The organism is Acinetobacter sp. ANC 4636 (assembly GCF_054454555.1).
This window is the reverse complement of the sequence record NZ_JBTKVD010000001.1, coordinates 1-17,030: the sequence shown is the minus strand read 5'-3', so window position 1 is coordinate 17,030 and position 17,030 is coordinate 1. Positions and strand designations below refer to the sequence as shown.

General features: G+C 41.9%; 17 protein-coding genes and 1 other RNA gene. 9 read left to right on the top strand and 9 right to left on the bottom strand.

Features of this window, described 5'->3' with window-relative positions; all coding sequences use genetic code 11:
- The first annotated feature begins 21 nt into the window (after positions 1-21).
- The 3 genes from dnaQ to nudC all read left to right on the top strand — a co-directional run bounded on the left by dnaQ (position 22) and on the right by nudC (position 3,883).
- Entirely contained in the window at positions 22-1,362 is a 1,341-nt protein-coding gene (gene dnaQ / locus ACX1N5_RS00090; protein WP_131381155.1) for a DNA polymerase III subunit epsilon, read from the top strand.
- Positions 1,363-1,489: 127 nt separating this feature from the next.
- Positions 1,490-3,136, top strand: coding sequence for a chemotaxis protein (locus ACX1N5_RS00085; RefSeq protein WP_131381157.1), 1,647 nt, complete (start codon positions 1,490-1,492; stop codon positions 3,134-3,136).
- A complete protein-coding gene (gene nudC / locus ACX1N5_RS00080; RefSeq protein ID WP_458799891.1) occupies positions 3,137-3,883 on the top strand; it encodes an NAD(+) diphosphatase in 747 nt (248 codons plus the stop codon).
- Here the strand turns inward: nudC and ACX1N5_RS00075 are convergent.
- The 3 genes from ACX1N5_RS00075 to ACX1N5_RS00065 form a co-directional block, all read right to left on the bottom strand.
- Positions 3,880-4,770 (bottom strand): alpha/beta hydrolase, encoded by an 891-nt coding sequence (locus ACX1N5_RS00075; protein ID WP_116728451.1) that lies wholly within the window; start codon positions 4,768-4,770, stop codon positions 3,880-3,882. The genes nudC and ACX1N5_RS00075 overlap by 4 nt on opposite strands.
- Before the next feature lie 9 nt (positions 4,771-4,779).
- Positions 4,780-5,448 (bottom strand): BON domain-containing protein, encoded by a 669-nt coding sequence (locus ACX1N5_RS00070; RefSeq protein ID WP_004753470.1) that lies wholly within the window; start codon positions 5,446-5,448, stop codon positions 4,780-4,782.
- A 79-nt stretch (positions 5,449-5,527) separates the two neighbouring features.
- On the bottom strand, positions 5,528-5,929 hold the full coding sequence (locus ACX1N5_RS00065; RefSeq protein ID WP_458799888.1) for a YraN family protein: 402 nt from the start codon (positions 5,927-5,929) through the stop codon (positions 5,528-5,530).
- A 90-nt stretch (positions 5,930-6,019) separates the two neighbouring features.
- Here ACX1N5_RS00065 and rsmI point away from each other — a divergent pair, with 90 nt between their 5' ends.
- Positions 6,020-6,862: a 16S rRNA (cytidine(1402)-2'-O)-methyltransferase gene (rsmI, locus tag ACX1N5_RS00060; protein ID WP_458799886.1), complete on the top strand. Its 843-nt coding sequence runs from the start codon at positions 6,020-6,022 to the stop codon at positions 6,860-6,862.
- 28 nt (positions 6,863-6,890) lie between these two features.
- On the opposite strand, the gene ACX1N5_RS00055 is transcribed toward rsmI, so the two are convergent.
- The 6 genes from ACX1N5_RS00055 to ACX1N5_RS00030 all read right to left on the bottom strand — a co-directional run bounded on the left by ACX1N5_RS00055 (position 6,891) and on the right by ACX1N5_RS00030 (position 13,097).
- Positions 6,891-8,174, bottom strand: coding sequence for an MgtC/SapB family protein (locus ACX1N5_RS00055; protein ID WP_458799883.1), 1,284 nt, complete (start codon positions 8,172-8,174; stop codon positions 6,891-6,893).
- Positions 8,175-8,275: 101 nt separating this feature from the next.
- On the bottom strand, positions 8,276-8,527 hold the full coding sequence (locus ACX1N5_RS00050) for a hypothetical protein (RefSeq protein WP_004753474.1): 252 nt from the start codon (positions 8,525-8,527) through the stop codon (positions 8,276-8,278).
- A gap of 139 nt (positions 8,528-8,666) precedes the next feature.
- Positions 8,667-9,899: an FAD-dependent monooxygenase gene (locus ACX1N5_RS00045; RefSeq protein ID WP_458799881.1), complete on the bottom strand. Its 1,233-nt coding sequence runs from the start codon at positions 9,897-9,899 to the stop codon at positions 8,667-8,669.
- The gene (ubiH, locus tag ACX1N5_RS00040) at positions 9,896-11,104 is read right to left on the bottom strand and encodes a 2-octaprenyl-6-methoxyphenyl hydroxylase (protein WP_458799879.1); all 1,209 of its coding nucleotides are present in this window, start codon (positions 11,102-11,104) and stop codon (positions 9,896-9,898) included. Before ubiH ends, ACX1N5_RS00045 begins: the two co-directional genes overlap by 4 nt.
- Positions 11,105-11,123: 19 nt before the next feature.
- Positions 11,124-12,446: a Xaa-Pro aminopeptidase gene (gene pepP / locus ACX1N5_RS00035; RefSeq protein WP_458799877.1), complete on the bottom strand. Its 1,323-nt coding sequence runs from the start codon at positions 12,444-12,446 to the stop codon at positions 11,124-11,126.
- Between the two features lie 45 nt (positions 12,447-12,491).
- Entirely contained in the window at positions 12,492-13,097 is a 606-nt protein-coding gene (locus ACX1N5_RS00030) for a UPF0149 family protein (RefSeq protein ID WP_004753478.1), read from the bottom strand.
- A gap of 64 nt (positions 13,098-13,161) precedes the next feature.
- Between ACX1N5_RS00030 and ACX1N5_RS00025 the strand changes: the two genes are divergently transcribed.
- The 5 genes from ACX1N5_RS00025 (at position 13,162) to chrA (ending at position 16,891) form a co-directional block, all read left to right on the top strand.
- Positions 13,162-13,716, top strand: a complete 555-nt coding sequence (locus ACX1N5_RS00025) for a hypothetical protein (protein WP_458799875.1) — start codon at positions 13,162-13,164, stop codon at positions 13,714-13,716.
- Positions 13,716-14,003, top strand: a complete 288-nt coding sequence (locus ACX1N5_RS00020) for a cell division protein ZapA (protein ID WP_004753481.1) — start codon at positions 13,716-13,718, stop codon at positions 14,001-14,003. The genes ACX1N5_RS00025 and ACX1N5_RS00020 overlap by 1 nt, the downstream gene beginning before the upstream one ends.
- An 89-nt stretch (positions 14,004-14,092) precedes the next feature.
- A non-coding RNA gene (gene ssrS, locus ACX1N5_RS00015) (6S RNA) lies at positions 14,093-14,278 on the top strand.
- A 359-nt stretch (positions 14,279-14,637) separates the two neighbouring features.
- Positions 14,638-15,573 carry a chromate resistance protein ChrB domain-containing protein gene (locus ACX1N5_RS00010; RefSeq protein WP_458799873.1) on the top strand — a complete coding sequence of 312 codons (936 nt, stop codon included), beginning with the start codon at positions 14,638-14,640 and terminating at the stop codon, positions 15,571-15,573.
- A complete protein-coding gene (chrA, locus tag ACX1N5_RS00005) occupies positions 15,560-16,891 on the top strand; it encodes a chromate efflux transporter (protein WP_458799871.1) in 1,332 nt (443 codons plus the stop codon). Before ACX1N5_RS00010 ends, chrA begins: the two co-directional genes overlap by 14 nt.
- The last annotated feature ends 139 nt before the right edge of the window (positions 16,892-17,030 follow it).

Sequence of the window (17,030 nt, the reverse complement as noted above, 5' to 3'; positions counted from 1 at the left end):
ATTGAGTTTGGGTTTTGTATCATGTCACAGACAATCACGCTTTACGTAGACGGCGCTTGCCGTGGCAATCCCGGTTTAGGTGGTTGGGGCGCATATATTTTAATTGATGGCATACAACATGAACTTTGTGGTGGTGAAGCCGAAACAACCAATAACCGCATGGAGCTTACGGCTGCCATTGAAGGCATTAAATTTTGTGCCAAAGATGCCAAACTAATTATTTGGACAGATTCAAAATATGTCCAACAAGGCATTACCGAATGGATTCATGGCTGGAAAAAAAAGAACTGGAAGGATGTTAAAAACCCAGACTTATGGCAACAGCTCGATGCAGTTTGTCAGGGGCGTGACATTGAATGGAATTGGGTTAAAGGTCACGCGGGTCACGCAGGCAATGAAAAAGCCGATCAGCTTGCCAACCTCGGAGCCGACCAAACCCTCGCCCTGCTCAAACAACCCGCTCAAGATAAAAAAAAGCCTGAAACCGATTGGCTGCTTAATGACCCCTTTGGTTTAGATTTTATAGAGGATGAACTGGCTGAAGAAGAAGATGAAATACTTTCTGAACAGTTGCAAGCTAGCTCCGTAGAATTACAAATGGATACAACAAAAGGCTCCAGCCTGCACCCGCACATCAAAATTACTACAGCAACACTCGAACAGCACGGGCCACGCCAACTCATTCTCGATACCGAAACCACTGGTTTTTACTATCAGGATGGTGACCGGATTATTGAAGTGGGTGCGATTGAGATGATCAACCGCAAACTCACTGGCAGCTCGATTCACATTTATATCAACCCTGAAAAGCCTGTAGGTGACTCGGCACAAGTCCACGGAATTACCGATGAGTTTTTAGTTGATAAACCCAAATATGCAGAAATTGCCCATACCCTGTTTGAATATCTTCAGGGGGCTGAAATTATTGCGCACAATGCCAACTTCGATATGAACTTTCTCAACATGGAATTTCAGCGTGTCGGGTTACCCGCATTGTCTGAAGTCTGTGGGGTTGTCGATACTCTTGCTTTAGCAAAAAGCAAACACCCTGGACAGAAAAACTCTCTCGACGCGTTGGTCCGACGTTATGAAATTCCAGCACGCGACCGTACCTTTCACGGCGCATTACTCGATGCAGAAATTCTGTCTGACGTTTACCTTGCAATGACGGGTGGACAGGTATCTTTTGATATGGATGCCCTATCGCATAGTGACCAACAAACAGATACGTCTATTCGCCGAGTACAACTTAATGTTACTCTGCCTGTGATTTTACCTTCCGAGGAAGAAGATCAGGCTCATGAAAACTGGGTTCAGCAATATCAGGAGAAACATGGGGAACCTTGCTTATTTGCGAAATAAAATACAGTTTTCATGAAGGGAAGCTCTTTCACTGCCACTGTTTTCAGTTATATTATTGTAAATAGCATCAGTGGCTTAACTCTCACTGCGACAAGACACAGCATAATTAAAGGACAGGTGCAGATTTATGTCTTACCAAACCTCAATTCATTTTGATCCAACTGCGTTATTAATTATAAAAAATGAGGTCGACAATTCAATTAAACTGGTTGAGTCTGCGGTCGCAACATTAGTTGAAGAGCAGCAACTTCCTTTTGGGATTGATGATGCGCTTCTTCAACTTGAGCAATGTTCTCAAATTTTATTATTAATTGACCTTCCCGACATTGCCAAAATTGCTCAATATAGCGCCGAGCTTATGCGCAAGATCATGAGCAACCCACAGCAAATTGTGACTAGCGATATCCAGCATTTAAGTGAAGGGGTCACCACTTTAAAATGCTATATCGAATTTAGCTGTGTCAAACAGCTCACCATTCCGCAGTTTTTATTGCAAAGCCTTAACCAGCTCGAACTTTCACTGAACAAACCACTCACTCGTGAAGGTTATCAGATTGAACAGCAACTTGGTGGTGCGGCTCCTGAGCTTGATCTTCCAGTACAAACTGCTCTTGAAAAAAGCGAACATATTCACCGCTTATACAAAAACTGTTTGTTAAAGTTGCTCACCAGAAAAGCGCAAAAGTTAGATTTTGAAGGCTTCAAACTGGTCGGCCAGTATATTTCAGGGATTGCCCAGCAAACTCAAAGTGAACAGTACTGGAATCTTGTACGGATTGTACTGACTCATTTAAATGATACGCTTTTGACCGAACCGCGTTTACGCATCCTGATCAATCTTGAAACTCAGATTGCCCAATTTTTAAAGCAACCACTCGATTTTAGCGTTTCTGTTGAAGATGTATCAGATATTCTGACGTTGTGTATTACTCAAGACAACCAGCACTCAGACTATTTACGTCAACAGCTCAAGATCAGCGATAAAATCCTGTCTGATTCCGAGCTGTATTTGTACAGAAAACAGTTGTTTGGCCCAGATCAGCAAACCATACGTACTGTATGTAACTTGCTCAACGATGAAATTACGGTTTTACATAAAGATATCGAGTTTAATTACACGAATTTTAATGACGAACGTACATCAGAAATCAAGCAGCAACTACAAAACATATGCCGCACATTAAGTGTTTTAAACCTGTCTAACACCAGCCAGCAGCTTGCCGAATCGCTGAAGCAATTACATTCTGCACAAGATTTTCAAAATGAGCAGTTTACTCAAACACTCATGAATAGCTTACTGACTGCACTGAATGACTTAGGTTTACTGCTTCGTCAGTACCGTTCAAATTTACTGCAATATCCAGTCAATAACCCCAATATTGCACTTGATCGTTTAGAGAATGCTTACAAAACGCTAGTGCATGAATTGAAAGCTCTGGTGGATCTATCAAGCCAAAGCGTAGTGAGTTATGCACAGTCATATGACAGCATCTTAATTGAAAATCTTGCCAGCCATTTTAGAGAAATTGCAGGTGCTCTGTTGTTCTTGTTGCACTACGAGAACTTATATTATGCATTCTTAAATTGCGCTGTGTTCATTGAAAAGCAAGTTGCAGCAGAAAAAGCTCTTGAGCCAGAACAAATCAGACATCTATTGGATGTTTGTGCAAGCGCAGATATGTTGCTTGAAATGCTGCATCATCATCATCCAATCATGTATCGTATGTTTGATGTTGCATTTAACAGTAGCCAACGATTAAAAAGTGTAGCCTAAATGTCTGAATTATCAATTGCTTATATTTTTCAAAATCAACAGTTGTTAGTCGACCAAAATCTACAACTTCCAAAAGTTGAGAAATTGGCAAGTGATTTACTTTTTAACTCGGGAGATCAAGTGATTGCCCGAGACTTAAAAGAAGATGAAGTCATCCCTGAAGGATTTCAGCTTATCCCGATTCGTCAGTTGATTACCCAGTGGTCAATACAAGAATTCGAACAGGCTAGCCGTGCTTTACAACTTCTCGAGTGGCGCAGAAACCACCGTTTCTGTAGCCACTGTGGGCAAAAAACTGATGCTCATGCGACCGAATACTGCATGGTATGCCCAGACTGCGGCTATCATCAATATCCGCGTATCCAGCCTTGCATCATTACCATTATTACTAAAGGTAGTGACCAACTTTTACTGGCCAAGTCGGTTCGCCAAAAAACCATGTATGGCTTAATCGCGGGGTTTGTTGAAGTGGGTGAAACACTTGAACAGGCTGTAGCCCGTGAGACGCTCGAAGAAGTCGGCGTTAAAGTCAAAAATGTACGTTACTTGTCGAGCCAGCCTTGGCCATTTCCAAGCAACCTGATGCTGGCGTTTCATGCTGAATACGAAAGCGGTGATATCCAGTTACAGGAAGAGGAAATTCAGGATGCTCAATTTTTCCATTTTGAACAACTTCCTGAAATTCCACATGAAGGTAGTATTGCTTATCGCATGATTATGCATATTACCCAAGGGCACGCACTTTAGTCTGAATGTGGCGGAAAAATCTGGTTGAGCTGCTCTAAGATTACCTGTTTAGTTTGAAAGTAGCGGCTAAACCAGCTCGACACCGTTGCAATAATACTAATATGCCCTGTTCGTGGAATCGTGAAGATTTCACTATGATTGCCCACCTCAGTTAAACGGCGATGCATGTCAAAGGTGTTGTAATCACCGACTAGGTTATCTGCTGCAGCAAGCAGCAAAATATGCCGAATCTGATTGGATTCTACAAAATAATACGGCATGACTTCTTGATAAGGCACTTGGATATCAAATGCAGGCTCTGCATACTGATCACCTTTGTAATCAAAATGATAAGGACCTGCCACGCCTACAACGGCCTTAATCCCTTCCCGACAAGCCAGATCATAACTTTGCGGATGATACAGTGCAGACATCACGTTAAAACTGCCTGCCGAATGCCCCATCAATACAAGATTTTCAGTTGAGATCTGAAACTGGGCCTGTTGCTGATGTAGATAATTGAGTGCCAAGACCAAATCATCAATATAGCTCGGAAAAATATGCTGTGGCGCAAGATGATAATTGATGATCGCGACATCAAAGCCTTCCCGAGTAAAACTTTCTGCTAAAAACACATAATCAGCTTTATTGCCATGTGCCCAAGAACCGCCATGCACAAAAACCAATAATGGTCGACTTAAACGTGGTTGTCGGGCACGATACAGATCTAGGCGCTGCCGTGCCTTTAAGCCATATGCTAGATTGTGTTGTAACTCAAAACTGCGGCGTGATGTACAACGATTCAGGGTTTGACTTGCCAAATCATAGAAACGAAAATCAGCCAGCTTTTGTTTAGTCTGGCTGATGGTACGCAATAGGCTTTGACGCGTTCGGGATGAAATCAACATAACTCAGATTTATTGGTCATTATAAGGCGTTGCTGTCGCTGTTGTTGGGGACATGTTATTGGAGTCAACTGCAACAGGAGTTTGCACACTTGGTTGAACATTAGATGGATCAATATTATCAATCAAGGTTACAATTTTGGTCACATCCCCGACTTGGGATAATACACTGTTTAAGTCTGCAATTTCACCATTATTCAAACGGCCCATCACATAGAGCACGCCATTTTCTGTATGCACCAAGACTTTACTGTCTGAAACTACAGGGGCTTTTGCAATCAATGCACGTGCATTTGCCGTTACGGTAGCATCTTGCAAAATCGTTGAATAACTAATTTGGTTACCTACCGTAATATAGTTATGTACCGATTTCACATCACTCATGGCTTTGACATTGTCTTCAGCCAGTTGTTTCAAATGCTCGTCAGGAACTTGCCCTGTCAGCAAGACACTGCTATGAAAACTTTTGATATTCACGCGTGACTGCTTAAAACGCGCATCTATTTTATACAAATTAATCAATGCAGTACGTTCAATTGATTTATCAATCACGATTTGCCCGAGCGAACGTGAACCACTTTGTGTCCCCACTGGGGTCGTTCCCGTTCCTCCTGCAACAAAACTTGCACAACCCGATAAACTTGCAGCACATAATAATGCCAATACAATACGCTTAGACACTCAGAAAAACTCCTTTGTCACTATTTTCTTCTATCTTTCAATAATCTGCTTCGCAATCTCGATACAGCTTAAAGAACTCTCAATCCAAAGTAAATGCAGCTTCAATCCAGTCCAAATCATAAGTGAGCTGAGAAAAGTCTTGCTGTAGCATTTTTGCAATTTGTTGCTGCGCTTGAATACAAATCACATCAAAACGGCAAGAGAAATCTTGATATTCGGCGTGTTCCAGTAAAAAATGTTCGGCTGTCCGAATAACCTTTCGTTGTTTATTGAAAGAAATACTTTCACTTGCCTCTCCGAAAGTTGTGGAAGCACGCGCTTTGACTTCTACAAAAATCAGCTGCTCAGCATTCACCATGATCAAATCAATTTCACCATAACGGCAATAGTAACCTTGTACCAGTAAAGTAAAGCCTTGTTGTTGCAAATAGCGCTGTGCCAACTGTTCTGCCCAAATTCCAAAAGCATTACTATTTTTCATATCAAATGATTGACTCTAATTATATGAATGACTCAGATACACTGAAAAATCAGGTAAACTACGCTTTTTAGTTATTGTGTCGGAGAATATATGAGTGCTCAGTTATTTGTTGTTGCAACCCCCATTGGGCACTTAGATGACATGACCTTTCGTGCAATTGAAGTTCTGAAATCTGTGAGTCTGATTGCAGCCGAAGACACCCGCCAATCCGCACAGTTACTCAAACATTTTAATATTGAAACACCACTCACTGCCTGCCACGATCATAACGAAGCCAGTAAAATTCATCAACTGATTGAAAAATTAAAAAATGGTGAGAACCTTGCTTTAATTAGTGATGCAGGCACACCACTCATTAGCGACCCAGGTTTTAAATTGGTACGTGCTGCACAAGAACACGGTATTCGGGTGACTCCTGTCCCTGGGGCATGTGCGGCAATTGCGGCACTGAGTGCAGTAGGTTTACCAAGTGACCGCTTTAGCTTTGAAGGTTTTCTCCCTTCCAAGTCATCACAACGTATCAGTCAGCTCGAAAAACTCAAAGATGAAACTCAAACCCTGATTTTCTATGAAGCGCCACATCGTATTTTAGAGTGTGTCAAAGATATGCAAGCAGTATTTGGTGCAGATCGTGCAGTAGGGTTTGCCCGAGAAATTACCAAAACTTTTGAAACCATTAAGAAAATGACACTGAGCGAATTGGTCAAATTTATTGAGCAAGACCATAATCAGCAAAAAGGTGAAATTGTACTGGTTGTTGGTGGCGCAAGCACTGAGAAAGACCTCAGCCAAGCCAAACTCGATGAGTGGTTACAACGCTTGTTGCAAGACGTTTCTGTTAAAGTCGCAGCACAAATTGTGGCTGACCTTACTGGCATAAAGAAAAAAATTGCTTATCAGCGTGCATTAGAACTGACTCAATCTCAAGATTAAGCATCTTACGAGCATTCACTCATGAAAACTAAAACAAGTGAATGCTCATCCAGATTAATAACACCAAAACTAGCATGTGCAAGATTTGTACTGGCGCAAAAGCCAGCATATATTTCAAGCCGCCAGATAATCCTGCATTGATGCTTTTGGCAAGGGCATGCATCAACAAACCTGCCATCAATGCAAATAATAAAACGCCACCTTGTGCTGAATCTGGTGCACCCTGCAACACCAATGCAGCAATTGCAGCATGAATTTCAAAAAATGAGGCCAAGACTGTCCCAGCGATAAGTCCTGCATGTCCTAATAACAAACCCAACCCATAGACTGCCACCTGAATGAGCGTCAGTACCACTGCAATAAAGCAGGCTTGCTTGAGGCTAAACATTCGTGAATTGACAGGGTTCTCGTCAACATCATGTTGTTGACTTTGCCCTCCCCATCGCAGCAACCAAAGTGCTGCTAAAACTAAAATTGCCCCTGCAATCAAGCACGGTAACAAAATCAGCTTGAACCAGACCCAGCTACTGCTTGCCACAATCAGTAAGAGTTCAATCAGTGTGGATACACACGAAACCAACGCCGCAGCGGCATGATGAACAGGATTCGCCTGCCCTGCACGCACCTGAACACCCAGACTGGCAATCGTTGCAGTACTCGATACAAACCCCGATGCCAAGGCAGATAAAAGCAGGGCCTGCTTATTGGAAAATAATCGCTGTGCCAAATGCGCTAAGGCCTGCACTGCCAAAATCAAAACTAAGAGCTTCACAATTAAATAAGGGTTGAGTACAGGCCCCCATAAAGGCTGATTCGGCATAAGCGGCAAAGCTATCAGTGCCAAAGCCAAAAGTAATAAGCCATCACGGAGTTCTGTTTCCGTAATCCATTGGCTGGCAATACCATGCAAATCCTCTTTTGCCCATAAAATAATGGTCACTGTCACCGACACACTGGCAGCAATCGCAATATTCCACCAACACAGCGCTCCAATAAAATAAGTCATGCAAAATGCCAGTTCGGTAGTCACGCCATGATCTTCTTTTTGTACCCAAACCGTATACAATGCCAGACTGCCCACCAGTACCGCACCAACAGCCCCGATTTCTATGCCAAAAGAAAAACACAATACTCCCAGCAATGCACTCAGACAAAAAGAGCGCAAACCTGCAAATTCTTGTTTTTGTTCTTGGAATTGATGTCGTTCACGCTCTAAACCAATCAGTAACCCACAGCCCAACGCAGCAGCCAGTACAGCAATCAGATCTTTGAATTCAACAGTTTCATATAATGTATGCAAAGGCAAATTCATGGCGTGTCCAAGTTGTTTTTATAATGTCACACCCATTATGAAGTATTCTGACAAAAGTTGGGTAATAAAAAAGCACTAGATAGACTAGTGCTTTTTTATTTTTAGTCGTGTGTACCATCATCTGGTGGAACTTCAGTGATTCGCCCACCGCGTGCTAGAAATGCAGCAATTTCATCTTCCAAAGCTTGACGCTGTTTTAGTTTGGCCGTAACAGTCAAACTCTCTGCTTCTGCGAGATCCATATCACTGACATTATCTTCAGCAGCACTCGCACCTTTTTCGGCAGCTTTTGCTTCATCATCATCGACAACTGCATCATCTGCATCGTCGTAATTATTCATTTCATCCGTCATGAGTAACTCCCCAAATTATGCATTGTGTGAACTGTTTTCAGCATTCAACGATTAGGGAGAAATGTATCAATCTATTCCCCAATCGCAAAGAGGGTAAATTAAAAAATTCTCAGTTTTTAGACAAAAAACCACCGAGTAGTCACACAACTGCATAACGGGTTGATTTTAACGTGCTCACACCACTAGCCTGCTGCATAAATAGATCTTTGGCAAATGGATAGTTTTGTACTTGTTTTAAGCCTAAACTTCTCGCCCAAATCAATAAACTCAACTCGGAACTTTCCAACCAACCAATTGCTGACATGCTGTGCATCATGGCTTCATTTTGCCCTTTGCGCAAATGTGCATAGCGGCGCAAGGTTTGCTCATGTGCCAAAACACCACGTGACAAATCATGTAATAGCACATCACACAGTACAGCAGCATCCAAACAGCCAATATTCACCCCTTGCCCAGCCAATGGATGAATCACATGGGCTGCATCGCCCACAAGAGCCAGACCTGCCTTCACATAATGTTCAGCTGAACGGGCTTTCAAGGGAAAATGTGCTTGAGCCGTCACATCCACGACCTCACCCAGCATGTGCAAACTTGCCCGATTCAGAAGTTGCATAAATGCAGCATCATCGAGTTTGGCATATTCTTCAGCATAGTCGTCAGGCAATGTCCAGACAATGGATTGCCAGTAACCCTGCTCTTCAGGCTTCAAACTGCACATTGGCAAATAAGCCAAAGGGCCTGTCGGCAAGAAAATCTGACGTGCAACATAATCATGCGGCTGCGTGGTTTTAATCGCACAGCTAATCGCTGCTTGATGGTAATCCAGCACATCTAAACCAATCATGGCTTGGTCGCGTACAAATGAGTTTGCACCATCTGCCCCGATCACCAGTTTGGCTTGTAGTGTGCTGCCATCTTGCAGAGTAATCTGCCAGCCTTGCGCTAACTGTTCCAGACGCGCCACTTTAACCTGTGTACGATAATCCTGAATCTCTTGCTGCATTTTTTGCTGAATCGCCAGATTCAATACACTCGGCTCAACCATTGAACCAAGCCATTGCTCAGCAATTGGAAAACTTGGGCTGGTTTGCCCAAAAGTAATTTCGCCATAGCCATTTTGATTCCAGACCTGCATGCCTGTATAAGGCATATGTCGTGCCAGTAGCTCCCATATACCAACATGTTCAAGCAAATGCATGGTGGCATGGCTCAGCGCCAACACTCGCGGATTAGGTTCAGCCAGCACTTTTTCTGCATCCAGAATTGGTGCTGCATCCAGTACGGTCGCCTGTACTCCACCTTGTGCCAGCAATAGTGCTGTTAAACCACCAACCAAACCACCACCAATAATCACCACATCATGCTGGCTCATGCTTTTAACCCCATCGCATAACTGGCAACCAAAGGCTTCACACCAGGAATCATATCAAACGCAATCAACCCTGCATTACGCAAGACTTTGAGTACAGGGTTATTGTTACTAAAACCACGTACTACGCTGTCACAGAATTTGATGACCCGTTGCTGATCCTTTAAACGTGATTGCTCATAGGCCTTGAGCATCGCTGCATCACCAATATCGTCAGATACTGCCAATTGATGGCGAATAAAACGGAGCAATACATCGGCATCACGCAGGCACAGGTTAAAACCTTGCCCTGCCACAGGATGCAACGTATGTGCAGCATTGCCCATAATCACTACACGTCCAACAGCTTGCTGATGTGCTAACACTTGTGACAATGGATAACAAAAGCGTTTGCCTGTTTTTTCAAAACGTCCCGCACGATCACCATATGTTTGCTGCAAAGCATCCAGAAAATGCTGATCATTTTCCTCACCAAGCCATTCGTGCTCTGTGCCTTTTTTCACAGGCCAGACTACAGAGCGGCGATATTCACCTGGTAAAGGTAACAATGCTAAAGGGCCTAAAGGGCTAAAACGCTCAAATCCAACATGCTGATGCGGTTTTGAAGTTTGTACAGTAGTGACAATCGCAACCTGATCATAATCATGTTCATCGACACCCACCCCAAGCGCCTGACGACATAAAGAATCTCGACCATCCGCAGCAATGAGCAATTTAGTGGTAAATTCTAGTTGCTCGGTGCCACGCTGTGCCTGAATCGTCACTTGCTCTGCATCTTGAGTTAATGCGGTCACTTGTACGCCATCAATGAGTTCAATCAATGGTTGCTGGCGGACTTGGGTCAGTAGCACTCGTCCAAGCCATGCATTTTCAATGACTTGTCCGAAACTTTCGACATTTTCCTGTTCAGCCACCAGACGAGCCTTACCAAAACTGCCTTGCTCGGTAATATGCACCTGCAAAATCGGCGTTGCATGTTGTTGCAAGGCATCCCACAAACCCAACTGCTGATAAATCTGTACGCTACGACGTGACAAGGCACTATTTCGCGCATCAAAACTGGAGTGATATGGAAGATCTTGTCCTTCAATAAACTGAGGATATTGAATCGCTTCGAGCAGTTTGACTGCAATATTGGTTTTTGCCAACATCAATGCCAGACTCAAACCCACCATTCCACCACCAACAATAATGACTTGTTGTTGCATTTTTGAGTTCCTCTTCGCCCTAACGTGCTTCGGCCATTAAATGTTCAATATCATCAATATCTTTGACCACATCTGAAGTCAGTACACGTGGTCCTTGCTGAGTCGCAACGACATCATCTTCAATCCGAATACCAATCCCGCGCCATTTTTCATCGACTGTTTCATCATCGGGGGCAATATAAAGCCCTGGCTCAACCGTCACTACCATGCCCGCTTCATAAGCACGCCATTCACCTGCTGTTTTGTATGTACCCACATCATGCACATCCATACCCAACCAGTGACCTGTGCCATGCATGTAAAACTGACGATACGCTTCGGTTTCAAGCAGCTCGTTCAGTTCGCCTTTGAGCAACCCCAAATCCAGCAAGCCTTCGGTTAGAATTTTAGTGGCCACACTATGTGGTTCACGGTACGAGTGACCAATTTTTACAGCATCAATTGCTGCATATTGTGAGGCTAACACCACTTCATACAACGCTTTTTGCTCTGCTGAAAATTTACCGTTGACAGGGAAAGTTCGGGTAATGTCTGAGGCATAACATTCATATTCGCAAGCAGCATCAATCAGGACCAAATCACCATCTTTAAGCGGCTGATTATTTTCCACATAATGTAAAATACAACCATTGGCGCCACCACCGACAATACTGTTATACGATGGTACACAGCCGTATTGCCCAAAAATATAATTCAGTTCTGCCTCAAGCGCATATTCCATCATGCCAGAGCGAACTTTTTGCATGGCACGCATATGCGCTTTTGCACTGATTTTCGATGCAATCTGCATCAGTTCGATTTCCTGCATTGACTTGATCAAACGCATTTCATCAACAATACGGTCAAGCTGGATCAGCTGTGCAGGTGATTCATGCCCCTGACGCTGCTGTGCATCGGCCTTTTTTAACCACTGGCTAACACGTGCATCGAACTCTGCCTGATGCCCGATACGATAATACAAACGATCTTTATCCAGCAGCTTTTCAATAATTTCTTCATCTAGCAGATCAATTGCATAAGCTTCATCAGCATCATAATCTTCAATCGCACCATCAATCCCTGCCCGATACCCATTCCAGATCTCAAGCTCGCGATTGCGTTCACGACAAAATAGGCTATAGCTATATTCATCACCCGACTCAAATGTTTCAATCACGGCTACAGCTTCAGGTTCAGGGAAACCCGTCAGATAAAAGAAACTGCTATCTGCACGAAACTTATAGTCTGCATCACGATTGCGGTATGCCACAGGGCTGGTCGCAATAATCGCAATACTGTTCGCTCCCATTTTTTTGGCAAGTTGGGCGCGACGCTGTTGAAAATCAATTTGAGTCAATTTCATGATGTTCTTCTTTATCAATATAATCAGATGCTACACATCATCCAATTAACTTGGACGATGTGGGGTAAACATTTCAACAACAGGGCTTGCTTTTTGCTGTTTCTGCTGAAGCAGAGGAGTCTCTGCAATCTCAACTTTCTTGCGCCCAATCGAAAGACTCACAGGGATCAGTCGTACAAATTCGTACAATTCCTGATAACTGATTTCACCTTCTTCATCATTATCTGAATCTTCAAACTCAACTGCTGCAACTTCTTGTAAATGTTCAATCAATTCCATTTCATCTTGACGCAGATGTCCAGAAGCCAATCCAAAACCCAGTACCACGCCTGCACACCAGTCAGCGAGTGCTTGTACGCGCTCTTGCAAGATATGTTCATCATCTGGCAGTAATGGTAAATAGTCGAGTTCATCTTCAGACAATGCATGAGCAACATCTTCGGCTTCATCGCTCAGAAGCACCAATGCATCTTCATTTGGTGCTGGCACATGGAGTGTTGCCAGAATTTGTAACCATTCATCACGGTTTGGTGGTTGTGTCACACAAACTATACCAGTCAATAGCCCATGTAACTCACTGGGGCTTGAAACTTCTTCAATAGAAGAAAAATTGCGTTCCCACTCCGACCAACCAGAAATATCGTCTTGCATTCGTTTATCCAATCTCTATACTTCGTATATATTACCTTTGTTTGCAGCACTGTGCGACCACGTTATGTTAGAAGAATTAAAGCGCCTTCAGGCACACATTGCGGTAGTGAAAAACCGTTTAGCACATTTTGAGCGTGAAAATACGTCTTTGCTTGCCTCAAAGCAGCAAAGCGATGAACAGTATCATGCACATTTGACGCAAAAAAATACCATTATCACGCAAAAGCAGGATGAGATTGACAGTTTGCAGGATCATTTAGGCACCTTGCAGTCTCAGTATAAACAACTCAATCAAGATGCAACCACGCTAGCCGATCGCTATAACCGTTTGGAAAAAAGCTGTACTGATCTCAAAAATCGTTTTCAGGAAATTCTTAACGAACGAAATGAATTACGTGTCGTTAAAGAAAAACTGCAAAATGACTATAAACACACTCAACAGGAAATTACATCCTTAAAACAGGAACAGGAACGTTTGGTTCAAAAGAATGAACAGGCAAAATCTAAAGTTGAAGCCATCATTCACCGTTTGTCTGTCCTAGGTACAGAGCAAGATCAATACACACAAGAAATTCAGCAACTTGCCAACCCTGCTGAACAGAATGAGGAAAATTCGTAATGAGTGAAGCTGTCACTGTCGAATTACGTATTATCGAACAGGTTTTCCGTCTCGCTACAACTTCCGAAACGAAAGCCGACCTACAAAAAGCAGCTGAATTACTGAATGAGAAATTTCAGGAATTTCGCCGTAATGCTCCTCGTGTTGAACACAATAAACTGGTGATTATGGTTGCTTTAGAGCTCATGCAGGAAGTTCTTGCATTGAATAAATCTCTACAAGAATATAGTCATTGCGAACGAATTCTCAGCTCGTTATTAACTGAAGTTGAAGAAATGGTGGAATAACCGCACAAATCATCAACACTTGAAAAACAACTTAACAATGAACTGGTATCAGGAATTTGCATCCTTCTTGTTATTGGTTATACTATTTATAGTCTCTGAGATGTTTGCCAGCGCGTCGAATTCCCCTGAGCCGATATCTTTTTTTTAGGATTACGTTCTGCATATTTAGAGTGTATGCCTGTCCTAGAGCAGGAAACCCAGCAAGTGTGCGTCGTGTCCACCTTGAACTTTAGGGTTCAAGGGTGACGACATGCAGCGGCATCTTCGGAGTACTATTTTTTTAAATAAAAATAATAATTTATATCGTATTAAAATTTATAAAATTCTATTGAAACCCTAAACAATCCAAAATGTAACCCCTAGAAATATTGATTCATGTCTTTGATTATCGATACTTATGTCATAAGTACCGTTCAGTCATGACCACAAATAAATAAAAGCTCACAAAAACATGTATTAGCCCCAATTTATAAAAAACATATTGTTATCTCAAATTATATTTTTGTTTACGCTTCAAGCTCATCTAAAAAATAAGCAAACCTTATCATAAATTCAGAATAACCATTTAGCGTAATTAATAAACACCTCTTAAAAAATATGTTATAATCACAACATAAATTGTATGGATTATAACATGAAAATATCCATTCTTATTTCTAGCATCTCCACAGAAAAGTCATCAATACGTATGCGTGTATGGCGGGCAATCAAAAATAATGGCGCAGCCACACTACGGGATGGCGTTTATTTATTGCCATCCGAGTATGCTGATAAATTTGATCAAATCATCCGCGAGTACGCCAATGAAAATGGAATAGCTCATATTTTCCATACAGAATGTCCAGAAAATCTGAATTTACATGCAATATTTGATAAAAGCGCAGAGTATATTGAGCTATCAAAACAGCTCAATGAGCTTGCAAAAGAATTAGATATTGCTAAAAAAAATGAATATTTGAAACAGATCAGAAAGATACGTAAGAATCTCAATAATCTAGTTCAAATAGACTATTTTCCTACCTCCATAAAAGAGAAAGTCACGAAAGAACTTGCAGCACTTGAACATGTAATTGCTCGTTTGGGTGAAATTGATGAACCTCAATTCATCTCTCAAAGTGTAAAACAGTACAACACTAAGTCTTTCCAGAATATGGTTTGGGCAACGAGAAAGCGCCCATGGATTGATCGACTGGCATCAGCATGGCTCATACAAAAATTCATTGATTCATCTGCACAGTTTATATGGCTAGACTCTCCCTCAGATTGCCCTAAAGATGCAATCGGTTACGACTTTGATGGTGCAACTTTCACGCATATCGATACCCTTGTGACTTTTGAAGTCCTGATTCAAAGTTTTCAACTCGGTAATCGAGCCTTAAATAAAATTGCTCAAATTGTTCATTATCTCGATGTAGGAGGCCATGAAATACCTGAAGCGATTGGATTAGAAAAAGTCATACATGGGCTAAAAACAACAATTCTTGATGATGATCAGCTTTTAAAGCTCTCAAATCTTATTTTTGATGGTTTATATGCTGACCTACTTGGAGAAGAACATGGATCATCATAATGAAGTTCAAAGTATCAGTTTCTGGCAAGCTCTTTTGTTTTGGCTCAAGCTTGGTTTTATCAGCTTTGGAGGGCCAGCAGGTCAAATTGCCATTATGCATCAGGAGCTTGTAGAACGAAGAAAATGGATTTCTGAAAAGCGATTCATGCATGCGTTGAATTACTGCATGCTGTTACCTGGCCCCGAAGCTCAGCAATTAGCGACCTATATTGGTTGGCTTATGCATAAAACCAAGGGAGGACTTATTGCTGGTATTCTGTTTGTTTTACCCTCCCTCTTTGTTTTAATTGCCCTATCATGGATTTATATCAAATTTGGTAACATCCTCATCATTGCAGGGATCTTCTACGGGATTAAACCTGCTGTCACCGCCATTGTGTTTCATGCAACATATCGAATTGGAAGCCGATCACTTAAGAATAAATTTCTTTGGTTGATTGCTGTGGTCGCATTCATTGCTATTTTTGCTTTTAATGCTCCATTTCCACTTATTGTGTTACTTGCGGCTTTAACAGGTTATTTTACCAGTAAAAAGTATCCCGCATTATTTTCAAGCAATACTCATCAATCTAGTGGTCAGTCTTATGGAAAAGCCATCATTGATGATGATACTCCAACACCTGAACATGCTTTATTTAAATGGTCACGCCTAGCAAAGGTCATCTTTATTGCAGCTTTATTGTGGTTTACACCATTATTAAGTTTGTTCTATATTTTTGGATGGAATAATGCATACACACAAATGGCGTGGTTCTTTACCAAAGCAGCATTAATGACCTTTGGTGGAGCTTATGCTGTATTGCCTTATGTTTACCAAGGCGCTGTCAATTACTATCACTGGTTAAGCCCAACTCAGATGATTGATGGCTTGGCACTAGGCGAAAGTACGCCTGGCCCATTAATCATCGTGGTGGCTTTTGTTGGCTTTATTGGCGGTTATAGTCAGAATCTATTGGGTGCAGATCATCAGTTTCTGGCAGGTGCTTTCGGTGCAGTGATTGTGACATGGTTCACGTTCATTTTTTCATTCCTGTTTATTTTGGCAGGTGCTCCAATTATAGAATCAACACATAATCAGATTAAATTTACAGCAACTTTGACTGCAATTACCGCAGCCATAGTCGGTGTAATCTTTAATTTGGCATTATTCTTTGGCTATCATGTTCTATGGTCTAAAGGCTTTCATGGACCATTTGATGCTGTTTCCGCAATCATTGTGGTGTCTGCATTAGTCGCTTTATTTAAATTTAACCAAAGTGTTTTAAGGGTGATTGGTGTATCTGCACTTATTGGTTTAATTATCAAACTCTTATTTTAAATATTTTAATGAGTAGAAGCCAAGCTTCTACTCATTTTAGACCAATGACAGTGATGCCCCCAGTTCTGCTATTTGTATAGTAGCCTTGTGAGAGTTTAATTTTTAATATGTATATTTCACTTCTGCATAGAAAGTCCGC

Excerpts from the sequence above, each read along its gene's own strand:
- ACX1N5_RS00010 (WP_458799873.1), top strand. The coding sequence starts at position 14,638 with ATGAAAATATCCATTCTTATTTCTAGCATCTCCACAGAAAAGTCATCA.
- ubiH (WP_458799879.1), bottom strand. The coding sequence starts at position 11,104 with ATGCAACAACAAGTCATTATTGTTGGTGGTGGAATGGTGGGTTTGAGT.
- pepP (WP_458799877.1), bottom strand. The coding sequence starts at position 12,446 with ATGAAATTGACTCAAATTGATTTTCAACAGCGTCGCGCCCAACTTGCC.
- ACX1N5_RS00020 (WP_004753481.1), top strand. The coding sequence starts at position 13,716 with ATGAGTGAAGCTGTCACTGTCGAATTACGTATTATCGAACAGGTTTTC.
- rsmI (WP_458799886.1), top strand. The coding sequence starts at position 6,020 with ATGAGTGCTCAGTTATTTGTTGTTGCAACCCCCATTGGGCACTTAGAT.
- ACX1N5_RS00025 (WP_458799875.1), top strand. The coding sequence starts at position 13,162 with ATGTTAGAAGAATTAAAGCGCCTTCAGGCACACATTGCGGTAGTGAAA.
- ACX1N5_RS00030 (WP_004753478.1), bottom strand. The coding sequence starts at position 13,097 with ATGCAAGACGATATTTCTGGTTGGTCGGAGTGGGAACGCAATTTTTCT.
- dnaQ (WP_131381155.1), top strand. The coding sequence starts at position 22 with ATGTCACAGACAATCACGCTTTACGTAGACGGCGCTTGCCGTGGCAAT.
- chrA (WP_458799871.1), top strand. The coding sequence starts at position 15,560 with ATGGATCATCATAATGAAGTTCAAAGTATCAGTTTCTGGCAAGCTCTT.
- ACX1N5_RS00065 (WP_458799888.1), bottom strand. The coding sequence starts at position 5,929 with ATGAAAAATAGTAATGCTTTTGGAATTTGGGCAGAACAGTTGGCACAG.
- nudC (WP_458799891.1), top strand. The coding sequence starts at position 3,137 with ATGTCTGAATTATCAATTGCTTATATTTTTCAAAATCAACAGTTGTTA.
- ACX1N5_RS00050 (WP_004753474.1), bottom strand. The coding sequence starts at position 8,527 with ATGACGGATGAAATGAATAATTACGACGATGCAGATGATGCAGTTGTC.
- ACX1N5_RS00045 (WP_458799881.1), bottom strand. The coding sequence starts at position 9,899 with ATGAGCCAGCATGATGTGGTGATTATTGGTGGTGGTTTGGTTGGTGGT.
- ACX1N5_RS00055 (WP_458799883.1), bottom strand. The coding sequence starts at position 8,174 with ATGAATTTGCCTTTGCATACATTATATGAAACTGTTGAATTCAAAGAT.
- ACX1N5_RS00075 (WP_116728451.1), bottom strand. The coding sequence starts at position 4,770 with ATGTTGATTTCATCCCGAACGCGTCAAAGCCTATTGCGTACCATCAGC.
- ACX1N5_RS00085 (WP_131381157.1), top strand. The coding sequence starts at position 1,490 with ATGTCTTACCAAACCTCAATTCATTTTGATCCAACTGCGTTATTAATT.